This window comes from Acinetobacter baumannii, assembly GCF_009759685.1.
Taxonomy (GTDB): Bacteria; Pseudomonadota; Gammaproteobacteria; order Pseudomonadales; family Moraxellaceae; genus Acinetobacter; species Acinetobacter baumannii.
On record NZ_CP046654.1, the window covers coordinates 2,021,609 to 2,036,256 of the forward strand.

At 37.6% G+C, this 14,648-nt stretch carries 11 protein-coding genes and 1 pseudogene; 11 read left to right on the forward strand and 1 reads right to left on the reverse strand.

Going from position 1 to position 14,648, the window contains the following annotated elements; genetic code table 11:
• The first annotated feature begins 8 nt into the window (after positions 1-8).
• The 5 genes from ibaG (at position 9) to hisC (ending at position 4,756) form a co-directional block, all read left to right on the forward strand.
• The gene (gene ibaG, locus GO593_RS09590; RefSeq protein ID WP_001083680.1) at positions 9-260 is read left to right on the forward strand and encodes a BolA family iron metabolism protein IbaG; all 252 of its coding nucleotides are present in this window, start codon (positions 9-11) and stop codon (positions 258-260) included.
• Positions 261-266: 6 nt separating this feature from the next.
• Positions 267-1,523 (forward strand): UDP-N-acetylglucosamine 1-carboxyvinyltransferase, encoded by a 1,257-nt coding sequence (gene murA, locus GO593_RS09595; RefSeq protein ID WP_000357157.1) that lies wholly within the window; start codon positions 267-269, stop codon positions 1,521-1,523.
• Positions 1,523-2,206, forward strand: coding sequence for an ATP phosphoribosyltransferase (hisG, locus tag GO593_RS09600; protein ID WP_001000724.1), 684 nt, complete (start codon positions 1,523-1,525; stop codon positions 2,204-2,206). The genes murA and hisG overlap by 1 nt, the downstream gene beginning before the upstream one ends.
• Positions 2,207-2,311: 105 nt before the next feature.
• A complete protein-coding gene (gene hisD / locus GO593_RS09605) occupies positions 2,312-3,601 on the forward strand; it encodes a histidinol dehydrogenase (protein ID WP_001253719.1) in 1,290 nt (429 codons plus the stop codon).
• Positions 3,602-3,670: 69 nt separating this feature from the next.
• Positions 3,671-4,756 carry a histidinol-phosphate transaminase gene (gene hisC / locus GO593_RS09610; RefSeq protein ID WP_000218888.1) on the forward strand — a complete coding sequence of 362 codons (1,086 nt, stop codon included), beginning with the start codon at positions 3,671-3,673 and terminating at the stop codon, positions 4,754-4,756.
• Between the two features lie 3 nt (positions 4,757-4,759).
• Here the strand turns inward: hisC and GO593_RS09615 are convergent.
• Positions 4,760-6,147 (reverse strand): annotated as a pseudogene (locus GO593_RS09615) (anthranilate synthase component I family protein).
• Between the two features lie 318 nt (positions 6,148-6,465).
• Between GO593_RS09615 and filA the strand changes: the two are divergent.
• The 6 genes from filA to filF all read left to right on the forward strand — a co-directional run bounded on the left by filA (position 6,466) and on the right by filF (position 14,623).
• Complete coding sequence (gene filA, locus GO593_RS09620) at positions 6,466-7,341, forward strand: putative pilus system protein FilA (protein WP_000781576.1); 876 nt, start codon at positions 6,466-6,468, stop codon at positions 7,339-7,341.
• A gap of 293 nt (positions 7,342-7,634) precedes the next feature.
• Positions 7,635-8,468, forward strand: coding sequence for a putative pilus system C39 family peptidase FilB (filB, locus tag GO593_RS09625; protein WP_000889482.1), 834 nt, complete (start codon positions 7,635-7,637; stop codon positions 8,466-8,468).
• Positions 8,469-8,512: 44 nt separating this feature from the next.
• Positions 8,513-9,694, forward strand: coding sequence for a putative pilus system protein FilC (gene filC / locus GO593_RS09630; protein WP_002134755.1), 1,182 nt, complete (start codon positions 8,513-8,515; stop codon positions 9,692-9,694).
• Positions 9,695-9,706: 12 nt separating this feature from the next.
• A complete protein-coding gene (gene filD / locus GO593_RS09635; RefSeq protein WP_002134753.1) occupies positions 9,707-11,371 on the forward strand; it encodes a putative pilus system OmpP1/FadL family transporter FilD in 1,665 nt (554 codons plus the stop codon).
• A complete protein-coding gene (gene filE / locus GO593_RS09640) occupies positions 11,365-12,678 on the forward strand; it encodes a putative pilus assembly protein FilE (RefSeq protein ID WP_000251994.1) in 1,314 nt (437 codons plus the stop codon). Before filD ends, filE begins: the two co-directional genes overlap by 7 nt.
• Positions 12,679-12,697: 19 nt before the next feature.
• Positions 12,698-14,623 carry a putative pilus system protein FilF gene (filF, locus tag GO593_RS09645; RefSeq protein ID WP_001034582.1) on the forward strand — a complete coding sequence of 642 codons (1,926 nt, stop codon included), beginning with the start codon at positions 12,698-12,700 and terminating at the stop codon, positions 14,621-14,623.
• Positions 14,624-14,648: the final 25 nt, after the last annotated feature.

Sequence of the window (14,648 nt, forward strand, 5' to 3'; positions counted from 1 at the left end):
TCTTTGCAATGAATAGTGAACAGCTCACTCAAATTTTAAAAGAAGCTTTTCCTGAAGCGGAAGTAGTGGTGAGCGGACAGGCTGGAAAATTTGACCTCCGTATTGTGGATGATCAATTTGAAGGTAAGCGTACTGTTGCCCGCCAACAAGCAGTTTATGCACCATTAAATACTTATATTGCAAGTGGCGAAGTTCATGCCGTAACAATTCGTGCGATGACCAAAGATGAATGGCGCAAAGCAAGCCTTTTCGGAGCTTAAATATTAATGGATAAATTTTTAATCACGGGCGGTGTTAAGCTCGAAGGGGAAGTACGCATTTCTGGTGCTAAAAATGCGGCTTTACCGTTACTTGCGGCAATGATTCTTGCTGACTCTCCAATTACATTAACCAATGTTCCAAATCTTAAAGATGTAAATACTTTGGTGAAATTAATTGGTGGACTGGGTGTCACAATTAGTTATGAAAATGACACGGTTAAGGCGGATACTTCTACTTTAGATAACCAGTTTGCTCCTTATGAGCTTGTCAAAACAATGCGTGCATCTATTTTGGTATTAGGGCCATTATTAGCGCGTTACGGAAATGCCAAGGTTTCATTACCTGGTGGATGTGCTATTGGCTCTCGTCCAGTAGATCAACACTTAAAAGCCCTAGAAGTATTGGGTGCACATATCGAAGTTGAAAATGGTTATGTACATGCCACTGTTGATGGTCGTCTGAAAGGCGGCGAAGTGGTTTTTGATATGGTTACCGTTGGTGGTACCGAAAATATTTTAATGGCAGCTGCTTTGGCAGACGGTGTAACCACAATCCGTAATGCTGCACGTGAACCTGAAATTACTGATCTTGCGCAAATGCTTATTAAAATGGGCGCAAAAATTGAAGGTTTAGATACGGATACATTGGTTGTTACTGGTGTAGAAAGTCTACATGGCTGTGAATATGCAGTTGTTGCAGACCGCATCGAAACAGGTTCTTACTTAGCTGCTGCTGCGATTACTGGTGGACGTGTAAAAACCACCCATACAGATCCTTCATTGCTTGAGGCTGTTTTAGATAAGTTTGAAGAAATGGGTGCTGAAGTTACCCGTGGCGATGACTGGATTGAATTGGATATGTTGGGTAAGCGTCCTAAAGCAGTAAGTTTTAGAACACTACCTCACCCAGAATTTCCGACTGACATGCAAGCACAAATTATGGCTGTAAATGCAATTGGTCGTGGGTTTGCAACGATTTCCGAGACCATTTTTGAAAATCGTTTCATGCATGTTCCTGAATTGTCACGTATGGGTGCTAATATTCAGGTTGAAGGCCATGATGCTGTTGTGACGGGTGTTGAAAAATTACAAGCAGCACCTGTAATGGCAACAGATTTACGTGCTTCATTCTCTTTGGTTTTAGCGGCTTTGGTTGCTGAAGGTGATACATTAATTGACCGTATCTACCATATTGACCGTGGTTATGAGCATGTCGAAGAAAAACTTCAAGGTTTAGGTGCCAAAATTAAGCGAGTAAGTTAATGAATGACGTAAGAAACGATGATCCTAATTTTAACGTAATGGGTAATTTTGATCATGGTTTGACCTTGGCACTGAGTAAAGGACGTATTTTAAAAGAAACTTTACCTTTACTTGCTACAGCTGGTATTAACTTGCTTGAAGACCCGGAAAAATCACGTAAGTTGATTTTTCCAACCACACATAAGCAGGTTCGTATTTTAATTTTACGTGCATCTGATGTGCCAACTTATGTTGAGAATGGTGCAGCTGACTTAGGTGTAGCAGGTAAAGATGTACTTATGGAACATGGCGCTCAGCATGTCTATGAGTTATTGGACCTGCAGATTGCGAAATGTAAATTAATGACTGCTGGTAAAGTAGGAATGGAACGCCCAAAAGGTCGTTTAAAAATTGCCACTAAGTATGTCAATCTTACACGTCAATATTATGCAAGCTTAGGCGAGCAGGTGGATGTTATTAAACTTTATGGTTCTATGGAGTTAGCACCATTAGTTGGTTTGGGCGATTATATTGTTGACGTAGTGGATACTGGAAATACTTTACGAGCAAATGGTCTTGAGCCATTGGAAGAAATTTGCAAAGTATCTTCACGTCTTATTGTCAATAAAGCGAGCTTTAAGCGTAAACAGGTTTTATTGAACCCAATCATTTCCCAACTTGAACAAGCTGTTCAATCACGTTAAAAGTAATTTCCTATCATGCTTTTGCGATAGTTGTAGATATGATGCCCACAAGAGCTTAGAAAAAGAGTAAACTTGGTTTTTCTTTTTCGCCTTGTGGGTAAATTGATGCGACGTTTATCGACTCAAGATCAGAACTTTAAACAGGTTTTTGCTGAGCTTTTAGCTTTTGAAACCGTTAATGATCCTAATTTAGTTCAAATAGTAGATCAAATTATTGCTGATGTTCGTCAGTATGGTGATGATCATGTTTTAAAACTTACTCAACAGTTCGATCGACATCCAGCGCATCAATTTTCCGATCTAGAATTGTCTCAACAACAACTTAAAGCTGCTTTTGATGGTTTAAATCAAGAGATTCGTGAAGCCCTGCAACTTGCAGCTGATCGTATTCGTACTTTTCATGAAGCTCAAAAACAAGATAGCTGGACTTATGTAGATGATTTGGGTAATACCCTAGGACAAAAAGTGACTCCACTTGACCGTGTTGGTATTTATGTACCAGGCGGACTTGCATCTTATCCTTCATCTGTACTTATGAATGCGGTACCAGCACATGTGGCCGGTGTATCTGAAATTATTATGGTTGTGCCAGCGCCAAATGGTGAACTAAATCCACTCGTTTTAGCTGCCGCCTATCTAGCTGGTGTTAGCCGAGTATTTACCATTGGTGGGGCACAAGCTGTTGCTGCTTTAGCTTATGGTACTCAAACTGTTCCACGTGTTGATAAAATTACGGGTCCTGGAAACCGATTTGTGGCAGCTGCTAAACGTGCTGTATTTGGTCAGGTGGGTATCGACATGATTGCTGGACCTTCTGAAATATTAGTTTATGCAGAAGGTGTGAATAATGCTGAATGGTTAGCGATGGATGTATTATCTCAGGCTGAACATGACACAGTAGCTCAAGCTATTTTCATTACTCCAGATGAAGCATTATTAGAAGCAGTAGAGTCTGCAATTGAAAAACATTTAAATGAATTGCCTAAAGCCGAGATTGCGCGTACATCGATTGAAAATCGTGGTGCATTAGTTTTGGTAAAAGACCGTGCTGAAGCAGTTGATTTAATTAATCAGGTTGCACCAGAGCATTTGGAACTATGTCTTGATGATGCTGAAGCGATGAGCCAAGATATTCGTCATGCAGGGGCAATTTTTATGGGGCGCTATACACCTGAAGCAATTGGTGATTATTGTGCTGGCCCAAACCACGTATTACCGACATCTGGCACAGCTCGTTTCTCTTCGCCACTTGGTGTATATGATTTTCAAAAGCGCTCTAGTTTGATCATGTGTTCAAAAGATGGTGTTAAGACTTTGGCTAAAACAGCTGATGTACTTGCTGTTCAAGAAAATCTCGATGCCCATGCACGCTCGGCGCGTTATCGTTACCAATAAGTTTTAAGCCTATCAGTGTTTTTCATGATTATTCAGGGCTGACTTTCAGCCCTTTTTTGAGATAAGACTATGACTGTATCTACAGCACAAATGCGTTTTTGGAGTCCTGAGGTTCGTGAATTAGAGCCGTATGTGCCAGGTGAACAACCTAAAATCCAGAATCTATTAAAGTTAAATACCAATGAAAACCCGTATCCACCATCACCAAAAGTAGTAGAAGCAGTTCAAGCGGTGTTACATGAACAAGCCGATGTGCTGCGTCTATATCCAGATCCGGATGCGACAGCGTTAAAGCAAGCAATTGCGAAACAACAGAATATTAATGTATCTCAAGTTTTTGTAGGTAACGGTTCTGATGAGGTATTGGCTCATATCTTTAAAGCATTTTTTCTTCAAGATGAACCAATCCTGTATCCGGACATCACTTATAGTTTCTATCCAGTTTATAGCCAATTTTTTGGCACAAAAACAAAAGAAATTCCTCTCAATGAGAATTTCGAAATTGATGTGCGAGATTATACCCAGCCAAATGGTGGGGTTATTATTACCAACCCAAATGCACCAACAAGTATTGCGCTCAGCTTGGCAGAAATCGAACAAGTATTACAGGCAAATCCGGACCGCGTGGTTGTGATTGATGAAGCTTATGTTGATTTTGGTGCTGAGTCAGCTGTAAGTTTGATAAACCGCTATGAAAATCTTGTGGTATGCCAAACGACTTCAAAGTCCCGTTCTTTAGCAGGCCTACGAGTCGGGTTTGCGATTGCTCAGACGCACTTGATTGCAGCACTTGAGGCTGTAAAAAATAGTTTTAATTCATATCCAATTGATCGCTTTGCTATTGCAGCAGCAGTAGCTTCTTTTGAAGACCAGGCTTATTTTGAAGAGCAGTGCCAAAAAGTTATAACAAGTCGAGAGAAACTTGTTCGTGATTTAACTGAACTTGGTTTTAATGTTTTGCCATCGAAAGCGAATTTTATTTTTGCTACGCATTCACAGCATGATGCTGGGCAACTTGCACAAAAATTACGTGAGCAGGGCATTATTGTTCGTTACTTCAATAAGCCTCGCATTAATCAGTTTTTACGTATCACGGTTGGAACTGATGAGCAAAACGCGCGTTTAGTTCAAACTTTGAAGCAAGATATTCTTTAATACTTATTCTGCTGTGCTGTTCATCAAGTTCAGCATAGCAGAGATTTTATCAAGGCTTTCCTGATATTCAGCCTCAGCCTCTGAAGCAATAGTAATACCGCCGCCTGCCCAAATAGAGAGCTGGTTTTGATATTGTTGAAAACTACGAATTAAAATATTCCAGCGTCCAGTACCATCGAAATTAAAATATCCTAAAGTGCCGCAATATGCTCCCCGAGGTGCGCCTTCTAGCTCTTCAATAATTTGCATTGCCCGAATTTTAGGAGCTCCTGTAATTGAACCTCCTGGTAAAGCAGTGAGTAACATCTGCATAGGATTAATATCATTTTTAAGTGTAGCCGTAATCTCACTCACCATATGATGAACTTGATTGAAGCTCTCAATTTCGAATAGTTTTGTTGTTTTTACCGAACCTGTATTGGCATAAATGCTCAAATCATTACGTAATAGATCAACGATCATCACATTTTCTGCTTGATCTTTTTTAGAATTTTTTAAAGTTTGTTTTGAAAGTAAATCCTGCTCTTTATTCTCATAACGAGGCATTGTACCTTTAATGGGTCTGGTTTTAATTTGCTTATCTACATTAAATTCAATAAATAATTCAGGAGAGCAACTTAACAACTCAAATTCTGTTAATTTTAAATAACCAGAATATGGTGCATTGGTTAAATTCCATAGCTCATCTGCTTTATTTAATAATGAACCAGTAAAATTCGCTTTGAATTCTTGAGTAAGGTTAATTTGATAACAATCTCCTGCCTTAATATATTCTTGTATTTTGTGAAAAACAGTTAAGTATGTATTCTTAGACCAGCGAGGATGAATATTTTGTTCTAGTTTAAAATTGTTTTTTTGTAGTTTGCTAGAAGGTTTATTGAGTAGAGCTGAAAGATAGTTAAAAATTTCAAAAGCATTATTTTCATCGCTAAAAAAATACCATTCATTATTTATTTTTTTAATAAAAGAATAATAGGAACCTATAAATAAAGACGGTTGTTTATGTGATTGATTATTTATAAATTGATGTGCAGAAAAGTCATAGCTAATAAAACCAATATACCCCCCTTAAAACTTATTTTTTCTCTATTGCTATTTTCTATTTCTTGAGATTGGAATTGTGTAAAATCTAAAAGATTTTCTATATAAGATGAAAACTTATATTTGTTTAAATCAGTTTTAGTAAATAAAAATTTTTGGTTATTTTGAGTGATTAAATAATTTTTTGGTAAAAAACCAATAACAGGATTGTTATCATCTTGAAGATATACAAGTCCAGTTAACTCTTCTAATTTATTTAAAATATCGGCAGCAGAGTAATAGCTTTCTAAAGAGATTTTTTTCTTTAAATGAGACATTTTAAACATGTGAGAGTTTGGAAGAGGTGGCATAGTTTACTACAAGTTAGAGTTCAACAGGCAGTTGAGTGAAAAGACCCTAACATTTCGTGGAAAAAATAACCGAATTATCCTTCAGATTTCAGAATAGTAATAAATCTTTTTAGTCAGTTTGATGCCGTACCGTTTGTCGGGTAATTGGCAAAAAATGCATTACACTAGTTGAACAAAAATTAACGTAGCTGTAATTTAGTAATTGCTAAGCAAAACTACTCAAGGATTGGAAGTTTCGGTTGCCATAAAAGAAAAATGCAACTTGAGACAGTGAGAGTGGTTAAAGTCAAAAAATAAATGCTCTTGGGAGAGTGCTCAATGAAAATGTTCACTAAACTTGCTTTAGTTTCTTCTTTAGCTATCAGTGCAAATGCAATGGCGATGCAATCAATGGATGATGCTGCGCTTAGTGCTGCTACAGGTCAAGATGGTATTAATATTGGTATCGCTCTAGGTTCAGGTGGTATTTCTATCGACAAATTATTTATTCATGACAATGATGGCTTGGATCCGGCTACTGGTATTACAGGTGCAGCAGCAACTGCTGGTGCAATTACAATTACGGGTACAACTGCAACTGGTGGTAAAGCAATAACTCTTACACAAGTTGATCCAACTACTAATTTATTAGATCTTAAAATTGATAGTGTTGGTGCATCAGGTACTAATGGCGCATTTTTAAATGTAGCTGCAAATGTTGGTGCAGTTAATGTAAAAGTTGGCTCAATTGGCGTAGGTTCTTCTAATACTTTAAATGAGACAACTGCTGTTCGTGGTATTACAGAAGCAGCTCCAACTGAAATTATTTCTGGTTTAGATTTATCTTTAGGTGCAATTTCAGCTAATGTTCAGTTAGGTTCGACACCACAAGGTGCAATGATCAAAGTAAATTCAAGTTTGCAAGGGGGCTTAACACTATCTAACTTTGGTATTAATGATGCTGCAGGTGGTGGTCAAATCTTCCTTGATAAGGTTATGGTTCGTGGTGCAGGCAATACAACTGGGAATTTAGATGTTAATGCTAATATTTCAGTTGTTCCAACCGGTTTAAAAATTCAAAATAATAGTGCTCAAGGTATGAATGTTTATGTACAAGGAGTACATTTAGGTTCTAACACTGCTGCTTCGATTGGTGATGTAGAAATTCAAGGTTTAAATGTAGGTACCTCTACGATTACAATCGCGGGCCATTAATTTAAATATAAAAAAGCGCGTTTTATACGCGCTTTTTTTATAAAAATAAAAAGCTTCTTCATATGGTTATAATAAAAATTATTATATAAGTTTTAAATATATTTAAATTATTTATAGAAAAATGAGGGGTAATTATCATTCTATCTATAGTAAAACTATACATTCATCAAAAAGATTAAAAAAAAGCTGTTTTTTACATAAAAAAAGTATCTTCAACACACAGGGATGTAGAGCTATTGCTCTAAGAATAAAATGAATAAGGCCAGTTAGGCTACCATTTAGACCAAGTGCTTATGTTAGAGATTGCTTTAGGCTCAGCATTGATATATTACTTTGCAACAGAAGCCTTCGAAATAGAAAAAAAACCGCCGGGAACTGTTTATTATACAGAGACTGCCGATTCACGTAATTTATCATTTCATCGAAATCATATTGAACCAGTTACTATAAAACCAGCTGTTGAAGACCAGTTTCGTGGAATTGTTCGACAAGCCTACGATTATAGTTGTGGGTCTGCTGCCCTTACGACTTTATTAAATGGTTATGTTGGTACGAGTTTAACGGAACAGCAAACAATGAGTGGTTTGCTACAGTACGGTGAGTATCAACGTATTATTGAACGCCGAAGCTTTTCGCTACTTGATATGAAACGCTTTGTCACAGCAATTGGCTTAGAGAGTGGTGGTTACCGAGGGGAGTTTTCTGATTTAGTTAAACTCGGTCAACCTGCAATTGTTCCGATTTCATATGCTGGTTTTAAACATTTTGTCGTATATAAAGCTTATAAAGATGGACGAGTATATGTAGCTGATCCAGCTTTAGGGAATATCAGTTTTGACGAAAATCGTTTTAAGGAAATTTGGGATAATAATACGTTATTTGTAATTTTAGTTCCTGAATCTCAGCGTAAAGACTTATTAGCATTAAAAGATTCGGATATGCGTCATGTAGAGGATGCAACAGTCAATAGATATGCTTTTGTTGATGTGCAATATCCCACATATAAATATGACCGTTTAGCAAATAAGGCTTCTACGATGCGGCGAGTTTTGGATACTGATACTCATTCCTCAACTTATAATCAGCCGATAGATACTTATATGCGTCTTTATTACAAGCGTAAATAGTCAGATTTTAATTTAATAAAATAAATAAATTGGGTGGGAAAAACATGAATAAACTTTGGATGAAGATGAGTATGTTGGCCTTAAGTATGAGTGCCATTACAGGGACAATCTATGCTGAAGATCAAGTGCAACAAGCGCAAGTATCTGGCTTAAATCAAACTGTAGCAGAGGAAACGGAAAGCGCTGAATTTTCAGCAGCTACTAGTTCGGCCACCAACAATAGTGATACACCAACTTCCAATATAATGGATACTAACGGGGTGGCACCAGGGTCTAATAGTGAGGCACATCAAGCTGCAAGTGCATTACAGAAAAAAGAAGGTGATGCTAGCCAAGAGACTAACCTACAAGAAGTTTTTACTTCAAATGAGCGCCAATATTCTTTGATTAAGAAGGGCGTAATCTCTTCTTATTATGATATTGATTATACTTATTATCGGGATAGTATATTGGACTTGGCATTAGCAGACGATAACTCACGAATCAGCCGTTTAAGAATCAGGGAAGATGCTCAACATACATTAACAAATAGTTTTACAGCACAATATGGTGTTTTGGATAATTTAACACTTTCGGCAACATTACCTTTAGTTGCTAAATCTGATATCGCTAGTGATTCAACTACAGCTGGGTTAGGTGATATTTCTTTTGGTGCGCGTTGGGAACCTTTCCCATTAAAGCAAGGGCGTTTACCACTCGTTCTTTTTGGTAGCGTATCAACTAAAACAGGTGATAGCCCTTATGAGGTTGGTTCAGAAGAGCTTTCAACAGGTAAAGGTTATTATTCAGTTGGGTTAGGAGCCAGTACCCGTAAGTATATTGATCCTGTTGTGTTATTCGCTTCCATATCTGCTAATTATGGTTTTAAGGAGTCTGGTTTAAATCAGGTACGTGGTAATAATCGTACTTTAGAATCTTTTGATCCAGGAATTAGCGGTGGCTTTTCTTTCGGCTTTGCATATTCATTTAACTATGACGTGTCTTTAACGATGTCATATCAACAGAGCTTTAACTTTAATTCCGAGTTTCAGTTTACAAGTGGTGAATCTTATAAATCTCCAGACCAGAGCAGTGCCATGATGGCTTTTGCGTTAGGCGTACGTGTTTCACCTGAAACAATTGTTAACGGTACTGTTGGCTTTGGTTTAACTGAAGATGCGCCAGATGTTTCACTTGGCTTGTCATTTCCGTTAGATATTTTAGGTTTTAATAAAAAACAAAAATAAGGAGATATGCAGGTGAAATATCCTAAATTATGTCCTTTAACGGCGGCAATTGTTATCTCCGGTTTTTCTAGCTTTGCCAATGCTCAATTAGGACAAAACCTAGCTGTTGATATTCGCTCCTTATCCATGGGGAATGCAGTAACTGCAGACCCTCCTGGTATTAGTGCAGTTCATTTTAACCCTGCAGCTTTAGCAAAAATTGATGGGTTGCAAACAGATGTACAAGGGATTCTTGCAAACTTTGATATTCAAAGAGAATTCTCAGCACCGCCTGGATATAACGTTTTTGGTTATTCAGATGACCCGATTGTTTGTAATGATGGCCCAGAAGTTTCAGCCAATATTTGTACAGATTTTAAAGACTCTGTTCACGGTGATGTGGAGTACGCGAGCCTGTATGTACCTATTCTTAAAAAAATGGTAGATCTCGGAGCTGGTTATCCACTAGTTGCCCCTACAGCAGGAATTGCCTATAAGCCACCAGGATCAAAAGTAACCTATGCAACAGCCGTGTATGCACCGTTGGTTGCAGGATTTGGAGCTGAAAATGGAAACCCTGGTAACTACATGGGTCAGCAAGTTGCTGTTGAGCGGATCACCTATTTATCACCATCTTTTGGTTATCAGGTAAATGATCATTTATCGATTGGCGCTTCTGTAGGGATGTCATATAACGCCCTTGCATTAAAAACCGACTTACGTTTCCCTAATGAGATGATAGGGGTATTACGTATGGTTGATGAGGTGGTTTGTAAGCCTTTTAAAAATAATAATGACATGATCACCGACTTACTATTATTTGGGATTTGTAACACACAAGAAGGCATGAATCCATTTGGTAAGATGGGAGCACTACAGGTTTCATTAGAACAATCTTTAAGCCCAAGTTACAACTTAGGATTGCTTTGGGAGCCAACAGATAATTTTGGGTTTGGTATGGTATACCAGAGCTCTGCCAAGATGCGTTTAAAAGGCAAGTATATGATTGACAATGCCAAAGCGCCCCAGCAACTTGTATCAGGACTTAACTCATCTGCTACGGGTCAAATTTTAGCTAGAATTCTTGGGTTGCCAGGTTATGTTCCTGATATTGAGTCAGGCTTAGTAGCAATGGATTTAGAATATCCAGCCCATTTTCAGGCGGGTATTAAATATAAGATATTGCCAGATTTACAATTGAACTTAGATGTTGGATGGACTGACTATTCAGCATGGGATAAATTTAAATTTGAATTTGATCGCCAGATTTCATTACTTAAAGTTGCAAAATTACTATCTAATAATGTGACTGATAACTCCTTGGCATTACCATTGAAGTTTACTTCCCCATGGAGTTGGGGTATCGGTTTAGAGTATTCCGCAACAGATCGTTTAAAATTACGTGCAGGTTATGAACCGCGTGCTAGTGCTATTCCTGATGATAAACGTAATACCATGGTCCCAATTAATAATGCACAATTATTTGGTCTCGGCGTGGGTTATCGTTTTGATGCGGATACAGATCTAGATCTTTCAGTCGGTTTCCTACGTAGTCGTGACAATATTCCAGCTTGTACGAGTACATTATCGAATAAATGTGGTGTCGATAATATCTTATTAAACCCATACGCTGGTTTGGATGTGAAAACTAATACCAAAGTTACAGTACTTGGTTTGAGCTATAGAACGAAATGGTAAGACTATATAAATGGATGTTTAGCCCTAAATTTGCTATCACAACTTTATGCGTTGCGATAGCAAGTATTTCTGTATCTTATGCAGACGGTTTTTATACAATTATTGGGCCAGATGGGCGGCCTATGATTGTACCGAGTAAAAGAATTGATCAGAAAAAACAACCTATCCCTAAAATAGAGGAAAGAAAACCACAAACTCAGCAGAATCAACCTATAGTAGATGCTGTACAAAAAACATCTAAAGAAAAAGAACAAACTAAAAATTTACCGAAAAAACTGGAACAACATGTCCAAGAAAAATTAAATACTGCACCGACTGCACCGACTGCACCGACTGCACCGACTGCACCGACTGCACCGACTGCACCGACTGCACCGACTGCACCGACTGCACCGACTGCACCGACTGCACCGACTGCACCGCAAAAAACTCAGAAAAATACAAAAACTGTTTCAGTAGTCAGTGATGATTTAAAAACATCCACAGAAAAAAATAAAATTATTGAGAGCGGAAATGCCCCTTCAGTATCTAATAATGAATGGCAAAAAAAGTTAGTTCTCGTTCCTCCACCAATAAAGAGTACATCTCAAGCTGCACCATCCCCCGATTCTTCACTCGATAAATCTAAATTTACAACTATTGATGGCGTAGAGTATGTCAATAATGAATATCTTGAAGATCAAGAATTTAACATTGAAGGTAAGAAGCGGTTTTACCTTATGCCTGATGGTTTGGGGCGCACTGAATCAGTAGAGCGGAAAAAGGGTGTAAGTCGATCAACTTTAGATCAGCTTTTCAATCGAAATACTCAAGATCAAGACTCTACTGTTGTTTTAGCGCCGACCTATATGCGTTTGTCCTCACAAGAGCTAGAAGCAGCTTTTGAACAAGATAAGTGCTTTATTAAAGATTATAAAAAATCAATTAAAACGCTTAGCACAAATAAGGAAGTAAATTTATGGCCACGGAAGCCATTGAAAGAAAAGTTCGAATATGAGTTGATACAGTTAAATCCTTCTGTTCAGCATTTAAAAGTTATGTCTTTTGCTTCTAGTAATGAGAAGCCTCTATATTATTGGCCACTCGTTGTATTTTTGGATGATAAAGGCTGTATTCTGGAAGGAGTGAGTGGATTTAAAAGCAAATCTTATCCTTCGACTATGTTACAGCATGCATCGATTCAAGGAGTTTTAAAAGTACCGCCTTCAGCACATTATATTATGATGACGCCTTTATCTTCTGCCGTGGATGTTACAGAAAAAGAGTTAACAAATCAGGGACAAATTCAAATTTCGGTATTACGTTAAAAATAAGTAGGGTAACTAAATGAATAAAAAATTTTTATGGCCTTTTGCTCTTACCACAATTGCATTGATGTTAAATGGTTGTGGTGGAGGAAGTTCGACAATTAATGAGAATCCTTCTAATGGATCAGGAGGAGCTAGTTCTAGTGGAAGCTGTTCTGTAACGAATAGCGATTGTCTACAATTTTTTTTAGATTACCCTATTGCTGGTCTTAATTTTACCTGTAGTAGTACTGGAAGCCAAAGTTTTATTACTAAAGCTTCAGGAAATATTGTCATCGGTTCTTGTAAAGTTGGTGATACAGCGACCTTCTATTTGCAAGGTGCTAAGAATCCAAGAAAAGTAGAATTAGGTTCAGTTAAGTTAGATTCAGTCTCAAAAATTCAAATGACTGTGCCACCTCGTCTAAAAGTCATAGATATGGCAATAGGATTAACAGGGCAGACTCCAACATCGCTTAGTCCTAGTGACTCTACTATTCGCGTAGCAATGGCATTAGTAAAAGTTTTCCAAAGCATTGGCTTGGAAAGAGGAGATAATGTAGTTGGTGATTTACAACCAACGCAATTTACTGAAGATAAGAAAAATACATTAAATGTTGTATTGCAAAATATCACGGCAACGGAATGGAAAAATGGGGCCTATGTCAATTTGTTAAAACCATGGTTAGATGTAAGCCAGATTTCAGATGAGCAGGCTTTCGACCTTATAACCCAGTTAGCAAACTTAAGTTTGGTTGGATTATATCAATCAGATTATATTACTTTGGCAAAACCTAATTTAGTTGCTGAAAACTTTTATGGATGTAATTTAACGAATTTAAAAGATTGCTCAAAAAATAGTGCGAATACCCAACATGTATTTGGCAACTTATTTTTGCTGTCTGACCGTCAAGGTTATACATTTGGTTATGGGTTACAATGGAAAGGGACCAGCACTACCTCAAGCCAGCTAGCAATTGGAGCTGTGTTGGAGGTATTAACAAAAGCTAAGCCAACTCAAATGATTGCCAATGCACAGACTACTTGGCTTGACCCAATAAAAACAGAAATTAGATCAACTCAGCCGTTCCGTTTGAAAACTTCTAATAATACAAATGAAGATTTAGTAATTTACCAAGGTAAATTATTAAATGATTCACTTATTGCCGGACATGATAGTTCGTATTTAGCTTTAACCAATACTGAAACTCCGAACCCACAACATTATGCATTATGGAGACAGTCCGTAGGTACCCAAAATTATAATGGCTCTATGGATATTTATAAGGTGAGCCCTGCTAGTTTCCTCTTAAAAGATATTTTTAAGACTTCTAAAAATGTATCAACAGGCCAAACATATATTTTCCCTTTATATGCAACATTAAGATTCCAGTTCAATACGGCTGGTATTGCACCAATTGATTTAGGTATTGTGGTTGATGAATATGGGAACATTCGGACTGATATCAAACCTAATGCAACGGCGACTGATATGTCTGGGCAATGTGGAGTTGTTTCTGATAATACTATGATCGATAACAATGGGGTTCAACAGTATCGTATAGGAACAACTGGAGGAACAGAATCTTCCACAAATGATAAATCCGTTACTGTAAGAATGATTCTTGCTGAGCCTCAATTAGGGAATCTGAATGGGATTGTGGTAGGCCTTAACTCAAATGTCATACAAGCAATTAAAGAAACAGGTAGCCAATCTTTAACAGTAAGTGGGGCAAAAATTAACGTTGCCAATCTATTACAAGGTCAGGCAAGTGGTGCAAATCTTACGACTTATGATAATAAAACAGTTAATTGGTTGAATCCATATGCCTTTTATCAACAAGTTTATAACAATATTGAAAATGTCTCACCTGCACCAACTGAAGCTGAAAAAGCACTGGGACAGCGTATGGCTGGAACAGTAACCCTTAGAACCGCTGATTGTTATCAAATTAAGACAAAATAAGGGTTTAAAAAAAGACCGCAAATGC

Coding starts and splice junctions, on each gene's coding strand:
- ibaG (WP_001083680.1), top strand. CDS start 9: ATGAATAGTGAACAGCTCACTCAAATTTTAAAAGAAGCTTTTCCTGAA.
- murA (WP_000357157.1), top strand. CDS start 267: ATGGATAAATTTTTAATCACGGGCGGTGTTAAGCTCGAAGGGGAAGTA.
- hisG (WP_001000724.1), top strand. CDS start 1,523: ATGAATGACGTAAGAAACGATGATCCTAATTTTAACGTAATGGGTAAT.
- hisD (WP_001253719.1), top strand. CDS start 2,312: ATGCGACGTTTATCGACTCAAGATCAGAACTTTAAACAGGTTTTTGCT.
- hisC (WP_000218888.1), top strand. CDS start 3,671: ATGACTGTATCTACAGCACAAATGCGTTTTTGGAGTCCTGAGGTTCGT.
- filA (WP_000781576.1), top strand. CDS start 6,466: ATGAAAATGTTCACTAAACTTGCTTTAGTTTCTTCTTTAGCTATCAGT.
- filB (WP_000889482.1), top strand. CDS start 7,635: ATGTTAGAGATTGCTTTAGGCTCAGCATTGATATATTACTTTGCAACA.
- filC (WP_002134755.1), top strand. CDS start 8,513: ATGAATAAACTTTGGATGAAGATGAGTATGTTGGCCTTAAGTATGAGT.
- filE (WP_000251994.1), top strand. CDS start 11,365: ATGGTAAGACTATATAAATGGATGTTTAGCCCTAAATTTGCTATCACA.
- filF (WP_001034582.1), top strand. CDS start 12,698: ATGAATAAAAAATTTTTATGGCCTTTTGCTCTTACCACAATTGCATTG.